This window comes from Citrobacter sp. RHB35-C17 (genome assembly GCF_013816795.1).
Taxonomy (GTDB): domain Bacteria; phylum Pseudomonadota; class Gammaproteobacteria; order Enterobacterales; family Enterobacteriaceae; genus Citrobacter_A; species Citrobacter_A amalonaticus.
Map to the genome: position 1 here is coordinate 3,904,688 of NZ_CP057150.1, position 15,355 is coordinate 3,920,042.

Annotated in this window: 15 protein-coding genes; 4 read left to right on the top strand and 11 right to left on the bottom strand. The window is 54.3% G+C overall.

All coding sequences use genetic code 11. The annotated features are described in order from the left end of the window. Nucleotides 1-33: 33 nt before the first annotated feature. The 3 genes from recJ to xerD are packed head-to-tail and all read right to left on the bottom strand — an operon-like array spanning nt 34 to nt 3,406. Nucleotides 34-1,767, bottom strand: coding sequence for a single-stranded-DNA-specific exonuclease RecJ (gene recJ / locus HVZ37_RS18595; protein WP_181627866.1), 1,734 nt, complete (start codon nt 1,765-1,767; stop codon nt 34-36). Nucleotides 1,768-1,772: 5 nt separating this feature from the next. Beyond that, nucleotides 1,773-2,486, bottom strand: coding sequence for a bifunctional protein-disulfide isomerase/oxidoreductase DsbC (gene dsbC, locus HVZ37_RS18600; RefSeq protein ID WP_054176762.1), 714 nt, complete (start codon nt 2,484-2,486; stop codon nt 1,773-1,775). Between the two features lie 23 nt (nt 2,487-2,509). Next, entirely contained in the window at nt 2,510-3,406 is an 897-nt protein-coding gene (gene xerD / locus HVZ37_RS18605; RefSeq protein ID WP_042999367.1) for a site-specific tyrosine recombinase XerD, read from the bottom strand. A 100-nt stretch (nt 3,407-3,506) separates the two neighbouring features. Here xerD and fldB point away from each other — a divergent pair, with 100 nt between their 5' ends. Beyond that, nucleotides 3,507-4,028, top strand: a complete 522-nt coding sequence (fldB, locus tag HVZ37_RS18610) for a flavodoxin FldB (protein ID WP_181627867.1) — start codon at nt 3,507-3,509, stop codon at nt 4,026-4,028. 100 nt (nt 4,029-4,128) lie between these two features. On the opposite strand, the gene HVZ37_RS18615 is transcribed toward fldB, so the two are convergent. Together HVZ37_RS18615 and sdhE are read right to left on the bottom strand one after the other, a co-directional pair. Continuing rightward, entirely contained in the window at nt 4,129-4,536 is a 408-nt protein-coding gene (locus HVZ37_RS18615) for a protein YgfX (RefSeq protein WP_044254016.1), read from the bottom strand. Then, entirely contained in the window at nt 4,517-4,783 is a 267-nt protein-coding gene (sdhE, locus tag HVZ37_RS18620) for an FAD assembly factor SdhE (RefSeq protein WP_042322123.1), read from the bottom strand. The genes HVZ37_RS18615 and sdhE overlap by 20 nt, the downstream gene beginning before the upstream one ends. 256 nt (nt 4,784-5,039) lie before the next feature. On the opposite strand from sdhE, the gene ygfZ reads away from it, so the two are divergent. Beyond that, on the top strand, nt 5,040-6,020 hold the full coding sequence (gene ygfZ, locus HVZ37_RS18625) for a tRNA-modifying protein YgfZ (RefSeq protein WP_181627868.1): 981 nt from the start codon (nt 5,040-5,042) through the stop codon (nt 6,018-6,020). An 80-nt stretch (nt 6,021-6,100) separates the two neighbouring features. Here the strand turns inward: ygfZ and HVZ37_RS18630 are convergent, their stop codons facing one another. Together HVZ37_RS18630 and yqfB are read right to left on the bottom strand one after the other, a co-directional pair. Further along, nucleotides 6,101-6,760, bottom strand: a complete 660-nt coding sequence (locus tag HVZ37_RS18630) for a hemolysin III family protein (RefSeq protein ID WP_044264418.1) — start codon at nt 6,758-6,760, stop codon at nt 6,101-6,103. Between the two features lie 162 nt (nt 6,761-6,922). Next, nucleotides 6,923-7,234: a N(4)-acetylcytidine aminohydrolase gene (yqfB, locus tag HVZ37_RS18635; RefSeq protein ID WP_042999362.1), complete on the bottom strand. Its 312-nt coding sequence runs from the start codon at nt 7,232-7,234 to the stop codon at nt 6,923-6,925. A 52-nt stretch (nt 7,235-7,286) separates the two neighbouring features. Here yqfB and HVZ37_RS18640 point away from each other — a divergent pair, with 52 nt between their 5' ends. Both HVZ37_RS18640 and bglA read left to right on the top strand, forming a co-directional pair. Next, nucleotides 7,287-8,015 (top strand): MurR/RpiR family transcriptional regulator, encoded by a 729-nt coding sequence (locus HVZ37_RS18640; protein ID WP_109739479.1) that lies wholly within the window; start codon nt 7,287-7,289, stop codon nt 8,013-8,015. Between the two features lie 119 nt (nt 8,016-8,134). Continuing rightward, nucleotides 8,135-9,568 (top strand): 6-phospho-beta-glucosidase BglA, encoded by a 1,434-nt coding sequence (bglA, locus tag HVZ37_RS18645; protein ID WP_044254006.1) that lies wholly within the window; start codon nt 8,135-8,137, stop codon nt 9,566-9,568. A 104-nt stretch (nt 9,569-9,672) separates the two neighbouring features. Here bglA and HVZ37_RS18650 read toward each other — a convergent pair whose 3' ends face one another. The 4 genes from HVZ37_RS18650 to gcvT form a co-directional block, all read right to left on the bottom strand. Beyond that, nucleotides 9,673-10,416 (bottom strand): SDR family oxidoreductase, encoded by a 744-nt coding sequence (locus HVZ37_RS18650; protein WP_042999359.1) that lies wholly within the window; start codon nt 10,414-10,416, stop codon nt 9,673-9,675. Nucleotides 10,417-10,494: 78 nt separating this feature from the next. Further along, entirely contained in the window at nt 10,495-13,368 is a 2,874-nt protein-coding gene (gene gcvP / locus HVZ37_RS18655) for an aminomethyl-transferring glycine dehydrogenase (protein ID WP_181627869.1), read from the bottom strand. 131 nt (nt 13,369-13,499) lie between these two features. Further along, nucleotides 13,500-13,889 (bottom strand): glycine cleavage system protein GcvH, encoded by a 390-nt coding sequence (gcvH, locus tag HVZ37_RS18660; protein WP_042999357.1) that lies wholly within the window; start codon nt 13,887-13,889, stop codon nt 13,500-13,502. Between the two features lie 25 nt (nt 13,890-13,914). Next, a complete protein-coding gene (gcvT, locus tag HVZ37_RS18665; protein ID WP_044264424.1) occupies nt 13,915-15,009 on the bottom strand; it encodes a glycine cleavage system aminomethyltransferase GcvT in 1,095 nt (364 codons plus the stop codon). Nucleotides 15,010-15,355 lie beyond the last annotated feature (346 nt).

Below are 15,355 nucleotides of genomic sequence, written 5' to 3' on the forward strand. Positions count from 1 at the left end.
TTTATAGAGAATAGTGACGGGAAATTGGTCAGATTACACGGGCCAGATATTATCGATGATGATCTGCAAACTGCGGTTGCCGCGAAATTCGTTAATATCCAGTTTGTAGGCCAGCTCGACTTCGCGCACGCCGTTATCCGGCCAGCAGGCAGTGTCGACGTTAAAGGCGATGCCGTCTAACAGCGGTCCTCCGCCAACGGGTTCGACCATCACTTTCAAATGTCGCTCGCCAACCAGACGCTGCTGAAGCAGGCGAAAACGCCCGTCAAACAGCGGTTCCGGGAACATTTGCCCCCACGGACCGGCATCACGCAGCAGTTGCGCGACCTCCATCGTCATCTCCGCGGCGCTGAGCGGGCCGTCAGAGACCACTTCCCCCTGTAACAGCGAGGGATCCAGCCATTCCGTGACCAGCTCGCCAAAACGCTGCTGGAACAGGTCGAATTTTGCCTCTTCCAGCGACAGTCCCGCCGCCATCGCATGGCCGCCGAATTTAATCATCAACCCCGGATGCAACGTATCCAGCCGCTCCAGCGCATCACGCATGTGCAGTCCCTGAATGGAACGTCCGGAGCCTTTTAGCGTGCCATCGCCAGCCGGTGCGAAAGCGATCACCGGGCGGTGAAAACGCTCTTTAATGCGCGAGGCGAGGATCCCGACCACCCCCTGATGCCACTCAGGATGATACATCGCCAGACCTCCGGGCAGCGTTTCGCGACTGCGTTCCAGCTTCTCGCACAGGGTCAGCGCTTCCGCCTGCATTCCCTGTTCAATCTCTTTACGGGTCTGGTTTAACGCATCCAGTTCGTTAGCCAGTACCCGCGCTTCGCCAATGTTATCGCACAACAGCAGCGCCACGCCGACGGACATATCATCCAGCCGACCCGCCGCATTCAGACGCGGGCCAAGCGCAAACCCTAAATCGCTGGCGGCGAGTTTTTGCGTATCACGGTTGGACACTTCCAGCAACGCTTTGATCCCCGGACGGCATTTCCCGGCACGAATGCGGCTTAAGCCCTGCCAGGTGAGGATTCGGTTGTTGGCATCCAGCGGCACCACGTCCGCCACAGTGCCCAGCGCGACCAGATCGAGCAGATCCGCCAGGTTTGGCGGCGCAATGCCGCGTTCGTCAAACCAGCCTTTGTCGCGCAGGAAGGTACGCAGGGCGAGCATCAGGTAAAACGCCACGCCCACACCGGCCAGCGATTTCGAGGGGAAATCACAATCGGGCAGATTCGGGTTGATGATGGCTTCGGCGGCGGGCAGCGTCTCGCCCGGCAGGTGGTGATCGGTGACCACGACCGGGATCCCCAGCGCCCTGGCGTGATCCACACCGGCATGGGAAGAGATACCGTTATCGACGGTGACGATCAGCTGCGCGCCACGCGCATGGGCCTGATCGACCACTTCCGGACTTAAGCCGTAACCATCCTCAAAGCGGTTTGGCACGAGGTAGCTGATGTTATCGCAGCCCAGAGCGCGCATACCCAGCACGCTCAGGGCGGTACTGGTCGCCCCATCCGCATCGAAATCGCCGACAACAATGATGCGCGTCCCCTCGCGAAAGGCGTTATAGAGAATTTCGACCGCTTTTTCGACGCCGCTCAGTTGCTGCCATGGCAGCATGCCTTTGACGCTGCGCTCAAGATCCTGAGCACTGCGTACGCCACGGCTGGCATACAGGCGACGTAGCAGCGGCGAAAGGTCGGCAGGCAGTTCTACCGACTCATCGACTTCCCGCCGACGAAGTTGTATCTGTTGTTTCACGCGAATTACTTACCACTGGTCTGTTTTTGGTGCTCGTCAAGAAACGCTTTCATCTCTTTCGGTCCCTGATAGCCAGGCACGACATAGCCGTTGCTCAGCACAATCGCCGGTGTACCGCTTACGCCAAACTGCACGCCCAGCGCATAGTGATCCGCGATGTTCACCTCACAGGTCGCCGCTTTCACGCCTTTGCCTGCCATCGCGTCGTCAAACGCTTTGGCTTTGTCTTGCGCGCACCAGATGGACTTCATATCCTGCTCAGCCTGGCTTTCCAGTCCCTGACGCGGGAAGGCGAGGTAGCGCACGGTAATGCCCAGCGCATTGTAGTCCTTCATCTCTTCATGCAGCTTGTGGCAGTAGCCGCAGGTGATATCGGTAAAGACGGTAATGACGTGTTTTTCCTGCGGCGCCTTATAGACGATCATTTCGTTTTCCAGCGCGTTCAGATGCTTCATCAGCAGCTGGTTGGTCACGTTGACTGGCGTCGCGCCGCTGACATCGTACATTGGCCCCTGAATGATGTGTTTACCGTCTTCTGTCACATACAGCACGCCGCTGTTGGTCAGCACCGTTTTCATCCCGGCAACCGGGGCGGGTTGAATATCCGTGCTCTGCACGCCCAGTTTCGTCAGAGACTGACGGATCGCGGCGTCGTCGGCGTGTGCCAGGCCGGAAAACGCAGTGGTCAGCAGGGTAAACAGCATTAAACCTTTTTTCATAACCTTTCCTGTTCGCTCAGCATTCACGCTCTTGGGTGATGCTGTTGATGAAGTTGACGCAGGCGCGCTGTCGCAACATGAGTATAAATCTGCGTGGTGGAGAGATCGCTGTGACCCAGCAACATCTGCACCACGCGTAAATCGGCGCCATGATTGAGCAAATGCGTGGCAAATGCGTGGCGTAAAACGTGCGGCGACAGCTTTTCACTGTCGATTCCCGCTAAGACGGCATAGTGCTTAATGCGGTGCCAGAAGGTCTGGCGCGTCATCTGCTGCGCGCGCTGGCTGGGAAACAGCACGTCAATCGACACGCCGTTCAGCAGCCACGGACGCCCATGTTCCAGATACGTCTCCAGCCAGTACACCGCCTCTTCGCCCAATGGCACGAGACGCTCTTTATTGCCTTTACCAATCACCCGCACTACGCCCTGACGCAAGCTGACATCGCTCATCGTCAGTCCGACCAGTTCAGACACGCGCAGTCCGGTGGCATATAAAATCTCAAGCATGGCTTTATCGCGTAACTCCAGCGGTTGGTCAACCACGGGAGCTTGTAATAACCGTTCTACTTGCGCTTCACTGAGATCCTTCGGCAGACGCTGCGGGAGCTTGGGCGATGCCAGCGTCGCGCTTGGATCGTCGGTGCGAATTTTCTCGCGGTAAAGATGCTGGAATAGCCGCCGCACCGCGCTCAGCAGTCGTGCGGTACTGGTAGCTTTATACCCACCGTCCATCCGCTCGGCCAGCAAGGCCTGCAGATCATCACTTTGCGCGGTTTCCAGCGACACCTGACGGTGCGCGAGCCACTCCACCAGCATGGTCAGATCGCGGCGATAGGCGCTCAGCGTATTTTCCGCCAGATTTTTCTCCAGCCAGAGCGCATCAAGGAATTGTTCGATGCGCGCAAGATCCTGTTCCACATCTGCTCCTTTGATTCTGCAGTCTGCCATTATGACTCAATGATACGGGTTTCTGGTACACTACGCGCAAAGTCATAGCAAGTATTGAGACGTTTACGCGATGAATATTGGTCTTTTTTACGGTTCCAGCACCTGCTACACCGAGATGGCTGCGGAGAAAATTCGTGACATCATCGGCCCGGAACTGGTGACGCTGCATAATCTGAAAGATGATGCCCCGGCCCTGATGGAGCAGTACGATGTGCTGATCTTAGGCATTCCCACCTGGGATTTCGGTGAAATTCAGGAGGACTGGGAAGCCGTCTGGGATCAACTGGACGAACTCAACCTCGAAGGCAAAATTGTCGCGCTTTACGGTATGGGCGACCAGTTAGGCTACGGCGAGTGGTTCCTTGACGCGTTGGGCATGTTGTATGACAAACTGTCGACCAAAGGCGTCAAATTCGTCGGTTACTGGCCTACCGAAGGCTACGAGTTCACCAGCCCTAAACCGGTCATTGCCGATGGGCAGTTGTTCGTCGGTCTCGCACTGGATGAAACCAATCAATACGATCTCAGCGATGAGCGTATTCAGGCGTGGTGCGAGCAGATTCTCGGTGAAATGGCCGAGCACTATTCCTGATAACCGTTTTGCCGGATGATGGCGTGAACGCCTTATCCGGCCTACATGACACACCGCATAGTAGACCTTAAAGCTGCCCGCCATCAGGCATTCGTCGGCGCTACCCTTGCGTCGACGGTTGCATCATCAGGCGGCGTAAATCCCGCCATTCCGCCTTATCCATACTGTCAGCCGCGAGCCACAAATGCTGGCGTTTACCGGTTTCTGAGCGCAAGCGCAGCATCATGCCGGTTTTGATCATCCACGGTGCACTGACGATAAGCCAGTCCTGCCCCTGCCAGCGGAGTCGTCCATCCATCAGAAGTTTGACCTCTCCCTGACGGGCGTTAATTCGCCGCTGGCTGCGGACACAGTCAAATACCACCAGCGAAAGCAGTATCAACCACAGCGGCGTGTAGCTCAGCGGCCATGGCATTAATAGAATAGCCGCGGCCACCAGCCCATGCAGAAGGAGTGATAGCCACTGTGCGCGCCATGAGACGCGGAGATCAGATTGCCACAGGACCACGATCCCGATTCCGTGTCTGGATGAGTCGTACCATCTGCTCCAGTTCAGCATCTGCCGGTTTACCGTGATTCATCAACCAGTTGAATAAATCCGGGTCATCACACTCCAGCAGGCGGATAAAAATACGTTTTTCATCATCACTCAACGTGTCGTATTCATGTTCGAAAAACGGCATGATGGAAATATCGAGTTCACGCATACCGCGTCGGCATGCCCAGTGAATACGTGCTTTATTGTTAATATCCATGTTCTTCTTCCTGTCTCACTCAAATGAACTACCCGGCTATTGTAACGTGTTTTTCATCCTGTTTTGCGGGAATATCCGTAACCACAAGCGCGATCGCTAATTAAATCCCCAATAAGTCAATGGGTTCATGTTTTCTGGATGCCGCCTCGCAATCTGTAAGATAAGGCACAAATGGGACTATCAAAGCGCTTGCATTGGGCCATAGCTCTTTTACCATTAGTCATTATCACTGCGTTAAGCAAATCAGGACATTTTTATGGCATTTACTCCATTTCCACCTCGTCAACCCTCAGCTTCAGCGCGTTTGCCCTTGACGCTGATGACGTTAGATGACTGGGCGCTGGCCACGATTACCGGGGCTGACAGCGAGAAGTATATCCAGGGTCAGGTGACAGCTGACGTGAGTCAACTGACTGAACACCAACACGTCCTGGCCGCCCACTGCGACGCTAAAGGAAAAATGTGGAGCAACCTGCGGCTGTTCCGCGACGGCGACGGTTTTGCCTGGATTGAACGCCGTAGTCTGCGTGATGCGCAGGTGGGCGAACTGAAAAAATACGCTGTGTTCTCGAAAGTGACGATTGCCCCAGACGACGAACGCATACTGCTGGGTGTGGCGGGTTTCCAGGCGCGTGCCGCACTGGTGAATCTGTTCAGCGAACTGCCCGACAGCGGAAAGCCTGTCACGCGTGAAGGAGCGACAACCCTGCTGTGGTTTGAACATCCGGTAGAACGCTTTCTGTTGGTTACCGATGTCACAACCGCAGAAACTGTAACCGAAAAACTGCGTGGTGAAGCCGAACTGAATAACAGTCAGCAGTGGCTGGCGCTGGATATTGAGGCCGGTCTGCCGGTGATTGATTCCGCGAACAGCGCGCAGTTTATTCCGCAGGCGACTAACCTCCAGGCGCTGGGCGGTATCAGCTTTAAGAAAGGCTGCTATACCGGTCAGGAGATGGTGGCGCGAGCGAAATTCCGCGGGGCGAACAAACGCGCGTTATGGTCTCTGGCGGGTAAGGCCAGTCGTGTACCGGAAGCGGGTGACGATCTTGAAATGAAAATGGGTGAGAACTGGCGTCGTACTGGCACCGTCCTCGCGGCAGTGCAACTGGATGACGGTCAGCTACGGGTACAGGTGGTGATGAACAACGATATGGAGGCCGACAACGTATTCCGCGTGCGCGACGATGCCAACACATTGCACATCGAACCGCTGCCCTATTCACTGGAAGAGTAATTCATCAGCACTTGATGGCGCTTCGCTTATCCGGTCTACGGGGAAAAGTCGTAGTCCGGATAAGACGGTAAAGCATCACATCACGCCTGTCCTACGTACAAATAGATGGCCAGAAAGTGGCATACGCTGCCGCCCAGCACAAACCCGTGCCAGATAGCATGGTTGTAGGGAATACGCTTACTGACGTAGAAAATCACTCCCAGCGAATAGACCACGCCGCCTACGGCCAGTAGCGTTACGCCGCCCGCCGCCAGTTTGATCGCCAGTTGATACACCACAATCAGTGACAGCCACCCCATCGTCAGATAGGTCACCAGCGACAGCACTTTAAACCGGTGGGCTATCGTCAGTTTGAATAAAATGCCGAGCAGCGCCAGACTCCAGATAACGATCATTAGCCCACGCGCCAGCGGTGAATTTAGCCCAACCAGCAGAAACGGCGTATAGGTCCCGGCAATGAGCAGGTAAATCGCACAGTGGTCGAATTTTTTCAGCCAGATCTTCGCCCGCTGATGTGGTATCGCGTGATACAGGGTCGATGCCAGAAACAGCAAAATCATGCTGCCGCCGTACAGGCTGTAACTGGTAATCGCTGTCGCACTGGCATTCATGTCCACCGCCTGCACCAGCAACAACACCAGACCGACGATACCAAACACCAGCCCAATGCCATGACTGATGCTGTTGGCGATTTCCTCTGCCAGTGAATATCCTTGCGCGATTAATGGCTTCTGGACCATAACTTACTCCGGAGAAACGAACTTGTTCGTGATTGCGCCTCTAGCGTAACTGAGAATGGTTCCAGTGAACACCTGTTAGCTAAAATAAATATCATTTTAAAACTAATCGTTATAAATCAAAATGTTGAAACGCACTTTTAAACTAACAGTTGTTCATTTAATTCAAAGGCATTTAAAATCAATCACATAAAACTGTGACTGATTCGGGTAAATCTCGCCAATCACCCGCTTCAGTTCCTCCAGCGTCATGTTTTCCTGTTGTGCATGTTTTTCCGTCAACGTGTCGAGCGTGACGGTTGACGTTCCCAGCACCTCAATTGTGCAAAAATAGCCATCGTCCTCGAAACGCCCTACCCGCAGAATGTCACCGGTCCTGAAGTGAGATTCTGACTCATCACGAATAGTGATCGTTTTACGCCCTGCCAGAATGTCGTCCTGGAAACGCTGAAAAAAAGTGATGTCATTTGGCTGCATGTTATTATTCCCTTTAGGTAAAATCTGATGAGTGAGTATTGCCATAGTGAGTATGTTCTCCCACGCTGCCATCGCCAGTCTCAACAACATTGAGATGTTGGTCTACAACTATGTCATCAAGAACCGTGACAAAGTCATGTACATGACCATTCGGGAGCTGGCTGAAGCGGCGGGAGTATCGACCACCACCGTGTTGCGTTTCTGTCGCAAGTTTAATTGTGAAGGCTACTCTGAATTTCGCGTACGCTTTAAATTATATTTAGAGCAGAACGAACCGCAACAGGCTAATTTTGGCGCCAGCGAAATTATCAGTTTCTTTAAAGGCGTAAATAACGATGAATTTGATCAATTACTCGATCAGGCTGTAGAGATTATTTTATCGTCCGAGCGCATTATATTTGTCGGTGCCGGAACCTCAGGTGCCCTGGCGAAATATGGCGCGCGTTTTTTCTCAAACGTCGGGAAATTCAGCAACCACATTGATGATCCTTATTTCCCGGTGACGAACGATATGGCACGTAATGCGCTGGCGATTGTGTTATCGGTCTCTGGCGAAACCGAAGAGATCCTGCGCTTTGCCAGCCAGTTCAGCCTGCATAACTGCAAAGTGCTTTCGATTACCAGCCATGAACACTCGCGCCTCGCCAAACTGGCGGACTTTAATCTCTCCTGGCATGTGCCGCAAACCCGCATTGCTGGCGTGTACGATATCACCACGCAAATTCCCGTTATTTATATTCTCGAATCCCTTGGCCGAAAGCTGGCGAAAAAAATAGCGTAAAAAAACAGACTGTTTTTTGGCGGTAACAAATTACCGTTTCGCTATTTTGTTATATCGTGACATTTACCTTCCCTTTGTTAGACTCAAATCAGTTTGTATTAATTTGAGATGACGCAACGATGAAAAAACTCACCTTACCAAAAGATTTTCTCTGGGGCGGCGCGGTTGCTGCACATCAGGTTGAAGGCGGCTGGAGCAAAGGCGGTAAAGGACCGAGCATTTGTGACGTTCTGACCGGCGGCGCGCATGGCGTACCCCGTGAAATCACTCAGCAGGTGGTGTCGGGTAAATATTACCCGAACCACGAAGCGGTCGATTTTTATGGTCACTATAAAGAAGACATCAAGCTGTTTGCCGAAATGGGCTTTAAATGCTTCCGCACGTCCATCGCCTGGACCCGAATCTTCCCACAAGGTGACGAAACACAGCCAAATGAAGAAGGGCTGAAATTCTACGACGACATGTTTGATGAATTGCTCAAGTACAATATCGAACCGGTCATTACCCTTTCTCACTTTGAAATGCCGTTGCACCTGGTTCAGCAGTACGGCGGCTGGACTCACCGCAAGGTCGTTGATTTCTTTGTTCGTTTTGCCGAAGTGGTGTTTGAACGCTATAAGCATAAGGTCAAATACTGGATGACCTTCAACGAAATCAACAACCAGCGCAACTGGCGTGCGCCGCTGTTTGGCTATTGCTGCTCTGGCGTTGTTTATACCGAGCACGAAAACCCGGAAGAGACCATGTACCAGGTGCTGCACCACCAGTTTGTTGCCAGCGCGTTAGCCGTGAAGGCGGCGCGTCGCATCAATCCGGAGATGAAGGTGGGCTGTATGCTGGCGATGGTCGCGCTGTATCCATTCTCCTGCAAGCCAGAAGACGTCATGTTCGCACAGGAATCCATGCGCGAGCGTTATGTTTTCACTGACGTTCAGTTGCGCGGTTACTACCCGTCCTATGTCCTCAACGAGTGGGAGCGTCGCGGCTTTAACATTAAAATGGAAGACGGCGATACCGCGATTCTGCGTGAAGGTACCTGCGATTACCTCGGCTTCAGTTACTACATGACCAACGCAGTGAAGGCCGAAGGCGGCAGTGGCGATGCCATTTCGGGGTTCGAAGGCAGCGTACCGAATCCGCACGTCAAAGCCTCCGACTGGGGCTGGCAGATTGACCCGGTGGGTCTACGCTACTCGCTGTGCGAACTGTATGAACGTTACCAGAAACCGTTGTTCATCGTTGAAAACGGCTTTGGCGCTTACGATAAAGTAGAAGACGATGGCAGCATTAACGACGACTACCGCATTGACTATCTGCGCGCCCATATCGAAGAGATGATGAAGGCGGTCACGTATGACGGTGTGGATCTGATGGGTTACACGCCATGGGGCTGTATCGACTGCGTCTCTTTCACCACCGGCCAGTACAGCAAACGTTATGGCTTTATCTATGTGAACAAGCACGACGACGGCACGGGTGACATGTCCCGTTCACGCAAGAAGAGTTTCGACTGGTACAAAGCCGTGATCGCCAGCAACGGCGAGGTGCTGTGAGCTTTTGCCGGATAACGGTGTAAACGCCTTATCCGGCCTACATGCTCTTTCGGGAAAGGGAATATAAGCCGGATATCGCGCAGCGTTATCCGGCAAACATTACATTACTTCCCGCCCGCCAGTTCCAGAAAACTGCCCGTGACATACGACGCTTTCTCGCTCAGCAGCCAGGCTATGGCCTGCGCCACCTCTTCCGGCTGTCCGCCGCGCTGCATAGGTAACATCGACTTCACGCGATCCACCCGTCCAGGCTCGCCACCGGAGGCGTGGATTTCGGTGTAAATTAACCCCGGACGTACACCGTTGACCCGTATACCCTGCGCCGCCACCTCCAGCGCCAGTCCCGTCGTCAGAGAATCGACAGCCCCTTTCGACGCCGCATAGTCAACATATTCCCCCGGCGCGCCCAGCCGCGACGCCGCTGACGACACGTTCACAATCGCCCCGCCGTGACCGCCGTGTTTGTGCGACATCCGCTTGACCGCTTCGCGACAGCAGAGGAAATACCCCGTCACGTTGGTCGCTAACACGCGGTTAATCCGCTCGGCAGAGAGGTTTTCGATTGTACTTTGTTCAAACAAAATTCCGGCATTATTGACCAGCGCCACCAGCGGCTCATTTTCACGGTCGATCGATTCGAACATCGCCACGACCTGCGCTTCGTCACTGATATCTGCGCGCAGGGTAAACGCGTTCCCGCCAGCGGCGACTATCTTATTCACCACCTCGGTGGCAGCCCGAATATTATGATGAAAATTAACGGCAACCGTGTAACCCTCATCTGCCAGCTGCAACGCGGTCGCGCGCCCAATGCCACGACTGCCGCCGGTAACCAGTGCGATTCCCATAGCGTTCTCCCGATATGAAAAAGCCGGGTGGAGGCTTCGCCTTACCCGGCCTACAAATGATTTACTACCGTGGCAAAATTACTGGTATTCGCTCATCGGCACGCAGGAGCAGAACAGGTTACGGTCGCCATAAACGTCATCAAGACGCTTCACGGTTGGCCAGTACTTGTTCGCTACACCCGCCGGGAAGACCGCCACTTCACGGCTGTAACCGTGATTCCACTCTGCTACCAGCTCGTTTTGGGTATGCGGCGCGTTAACCAGTGGGTTATCTTCCAGCGTCCATTCGCCGCTCTGCACGCGATCGATTTCCGCACGAATCGCCAGCATCGCGTTAATAAAGCGATCCAGTTCCACTTTGCTTTCCGATTCCGTTGGCTCAACCATCAGCGTACCCGCGACCGGGAACGACATGGTCGGCGCATGGAAACCGTAGTCGATCAGGCGTTTGGCAATATCCAGTTCACTGATGCCGGTCGCTTCTTTCAGCGGACGAATGTCGAGAATACACTCGTGCGCCACGCGCCCATCACGACCGGTATAGAGCACCGGGAATGCGTCTTTCAGACGGCTGGCAATGTAGTTGGCATTCAGAATCGCCACCTGACTTGCCTGCTTCAGTCCTTCAGCGCCCATCATGCGGATGTACATCCAACTGATTGGCAGAATTGATGCGCTGCCGAACGGTGCGGCAGACACCGCGCCCTGACGGGTCAGCATCCCTTCAATCTGCACCACACTGTGGCCTGGTACAAACGGCGCAAGGTGCGATTTCACGCCAATCGGTCCCATGCCTGGGCCACCGCCGCCGTGCGGAATGCAGAAGGTTTTGTGCAGGTTCAGGTGCGAAACATCAGCGCCGATAAATCCCGGCGAGGTGATACCCACCTGAGCATTCATATTTGCGCCGTCGAGATAAACCTGACCACCGAATTGATGCACGATCTCGCACACTTCGCGGATCGTCTCTTCGTAAACGCCGTGGGTAGACGGATAGGTCACCATGATGCAAGAGAGGTTTTCGCCCGCCTGAGCGGCTTTTTCACGCAGATCGCCAAGATCGATATTCCCGTTCTTATCACAGGCCACGACCACTACCTGCATCCCTGCCATCTGTGCGGAAGCCGGGTTAGTCCCGTGCGCAGAGGCCGGAATCAGGCAGATATCGCGATGCCCTTCATTGCGGCTTTCGTGATAATGGCGGATCGCCAGCAGACCGGCGTATTCCCCTTGCGCACCAGAATTCGGCTGCATACAGACGGCGTCGTAACCGGTCAGTTTGACCAGCCAGTCAGAAAGCTGACCAATCATCTGATGGTAGCCTTCCGCCTGTTCTGGCGGGCAGAACGGATGCAGTTCGGCAAATTCCGGCCAGGTAATTGGGATCATTTCCGCTGCCGCATTCAGCTTCATCGTGCAGGAACCCAGCGGGATCATCGCCTGATTCAGCGCCAGATCTTTGCGCTCCAGCGAGTGCATGTAGCGCATCATCTCAGTTTCACTGTGATAGCGATTGAATACCGGGTGGCTCAGGATGGCGTCATCACGCAGCATATTTTCCTGAATTGAACGACTGTCGTGCGCCACCTCTTTGTCCAGGGTGTCGATGTTCAAACCGTGGCCGTCACCCAGCAGAACCGTAAACAACTGCAAGACATTTTCACGGGTGGTGGTTTCGTCAAGCGTAATGCCGACTGCGTTATGGATATCACTGCGCAGGTTGATTTCTGCCGCTTGCGCACGCGCCAGCACTGCGGCTTTGTCCGCCACTTCCACGCACAGTGTGTCAAAATAGTGGGCATGACGCAGTTTCAGCCCTTTTTGTTGCATGCCCACGGCCAGGATATCGGTCAGACGGTGGATACGATTCGCAATGCGTTCCAGGCCAACCGGGCCATGATACACGGCATACAGGCTGGCGATGTTTGCCAGCAGTACCTGTGAGGTACAAATGTTGGAGTTCGCTTTCTCGCGGCGAATATGCTGCTCGCGCGTCTGCATCGCCATACGCAGCGCGGTATTGCCCGCCGCATCTTTCGATACGCCGATAATACGACCCGGCATGGAGCGTTTGAATTCATCTTTTGCAGCAAAAAATGCCGCGTGTGGACCGCCATAGCCCATCGGTACACCAAAGCGTTGCGCAGAGCCGAAAACAATGTCCGCGCCCTGTTTGCCCGGCGCGGTCAGCAGCACCAGCGCCATAAAATCGGCAGCAACGCTGACGATCACTTTGCGTGATTTCAGTTCGCTAATCAGCGTGCTGTAGTCGTGAACTTCACCGGTGGTACCCACCTGCTGTAACAGCACGCCGAACACATCCTGGTGATCCAGCACTTTCGCCGCATCATCCACAATCACGTCAAAACCAAAAGTTTCCGCACGCGTACGAACAACATCCAGCGTTTGTGGATGCACATCTGCGGCAACAAAGAAACGGTTCGCGTTTTTCAGTTTGCTGACGCGCTTCGCCATTGCCATCGCTTCTGCAGCCGCAGTGGCTTCATCGAGCAGCGAAGCGGAAGCCATGTCCAGACCGGTCAGATCCAGTGTCACCTGTTGGAAGTTCAGCAGTGCTTCCAGGCGGCCCTGAGACACTTCCGGCTGATAAGGCGTATAGGCGGTGTACCAGCCCGGGTTTTCCAGCATGTTACGCAGGATAACCGGTGGCAGTTGCACGGCGGTATAACCCATGCCGATGTATGACGTGAAGCGCTTGTTACGCCCGGCGATGGCCTTTAATTCTGCCAGCGCGGCGTATTCGGTCGCCGCCTCGCCCACCTGCGGCGGGGTTGCGAGCTGAATGTCTTTCGGCACAATCTGGCCGATCAGCGCGTTTAACGACCCGGCACCAACGACATTCAGCATCTCTTGCTGTTGCGTGGCGTCCGGTCCGATGTGGCGTTCAATGAAAGCGCCGCTGTTTTCAAGCTGGCTTAACGTCTGTGTCATGGGCGATGGTTCCTGAAACGTGCAGTGAATCGTGATTGTCTCTGTCTGCGAGCCCGGTGGCGCTAACGCTTACCGGGCCTACGCATGCCTTCCAGGCCGGATAAGCGCAGCGCCATCCGGCAAAGGCAGATTTACTCGTCTTCTAACAATGCTTCGTACGCAGTGGCATCCAGCAGCGAGTCCAGTTCGCTCTCATCACTGGCTTTGATTTTGAAAATCCAGCCATCGGCGTACGGCTCGCTGTTCACCAGTTCCGGGGAGTCGCTCAGGGCATCGTTAACGGCCACGATCTCACCGCCGATCGGCGCATAGATATCAGAAGCGGCTTTGACCGATTCGGCAACCGCGCAGTCATCACCCGCGCTCACGGTCGTGCCGACTTCCGGCAGGTCAACAAAAACCATGTCGCCCAACAGTTCCTGAGCGTGTTCGGTAATGCCAACGGTGTAAGAGCCGTCAGCTTCTTTGCGCAGCCATTCGTGTTCTTTACTGTATTTCAGTTCTGCTGGTACGTTGCTCATCAATCAATCTCCAGAAAAGGATGAATCACGCGACGGCTTTGCCGTTACGCACAAAAACAGGTTTAGTGACTTTTACCGGCATTTCGCGGTTGCGAATCTGCACAATGGCCGTTTCGCCAATTCCCTCAGGGACGCGCGCCAGCGCGATGCTGTAGCCCAGCGTCGGTGAGAAGGTACCGCTCGTGATAACGCCTTCCTGCTGATTGCCCTGGGCATCGGTGAAACGTACCGGCAGTTCGTTACGCAGCACACCTTTTTCGGTCATGACCAGGCCAACCAACTGTTCGTGGCCTTTTTCACGCTGCGCTTCCAGTGCTTCACGACCGATAAAGTCGCGATCGGCGGGTTCCCAGGCAACAGTCCAGCCCATATTAGCCGCCAGTGGAGTGATCCCCTCATCCATCTCCTGGCCATACAGGTTCATACCCGCTTCCAGACGCAGCGTATCGCGCGCGCCCAGACCACACGGTTTCACCCCCGCTTCCACCAGCGCACGCCAGAAATCCGCCGCCTTTTCATTCGGCATCGCAATCTCATAGCCCACTTCACCGGTATAACCGGTCGTGGCGATAAACAGGTCGCCGGCCTGCACGCCGAAGAACGGTTTCATGCCTTCAACGGCTTTGCGCTGCTCATCAGTAAACAGAGATGCCGCCTTCGCCTGCGCGTTAGGCCCCTGCACCGCGATCAGCGACAGGTCATCACGCACGGTAATGTCGATGGCATAAGGTTCAGCGTGTTGGGTAATCCAGGAGAGGTCTTTTTCGCGAGTGGCGGAGTTAACAACGAGGCGGAAGAAGTCTTCGGTAAAGTAATAGACAATCAGGTCATCTATCACGCCGCCCGAGGCGTTAAGCATACCGGAATAAAGCGCCTTGCCGGTTTTCGTGAGCTTTGCCACATCGTTCGCCAGCAGATAACGCAAGAACTCCCGAGTGCGACTGCCGCGTAGATCGACGATGGTCATGTGCGACACATCAAACATTCCGGCATCGGTGCGAACCGCATGGTGTTCATCGAGCTGAGAACCATAATGCAGCGGCATCATCCAGCCGTGGAAATCGACCATGCGCGCGCCGCATAGCGTGTGTTGTTCGTACAAAGGCGTCTGTTGAGCCATCTTGTCCTCATTGAATAAGCGGGGCTGACCACCCTTTCGCAGCGAAAATTGTCGCCACGAAACCCGGCATCGACGTCACTCCTGGACTCCGACGCAAACGTTCTCTTTGCCCCTGAACTTACCACCGAAATCCACGCTAAACCATAAAACAAAATTAACCATCACATTAGCTTATGACCAAAAACCGCCAAAACACCATCAGCATAAAAAACCATTGAAAAGGCCATTAATACAGATAAATGATAAGCACTCATCCATAACAGCCGCACATATCAATATTAAACGCTAAAAAAATGTCAAAACTGGCGTTGCGAGAAAATCATGACATTAGAAAATATAATGCGAA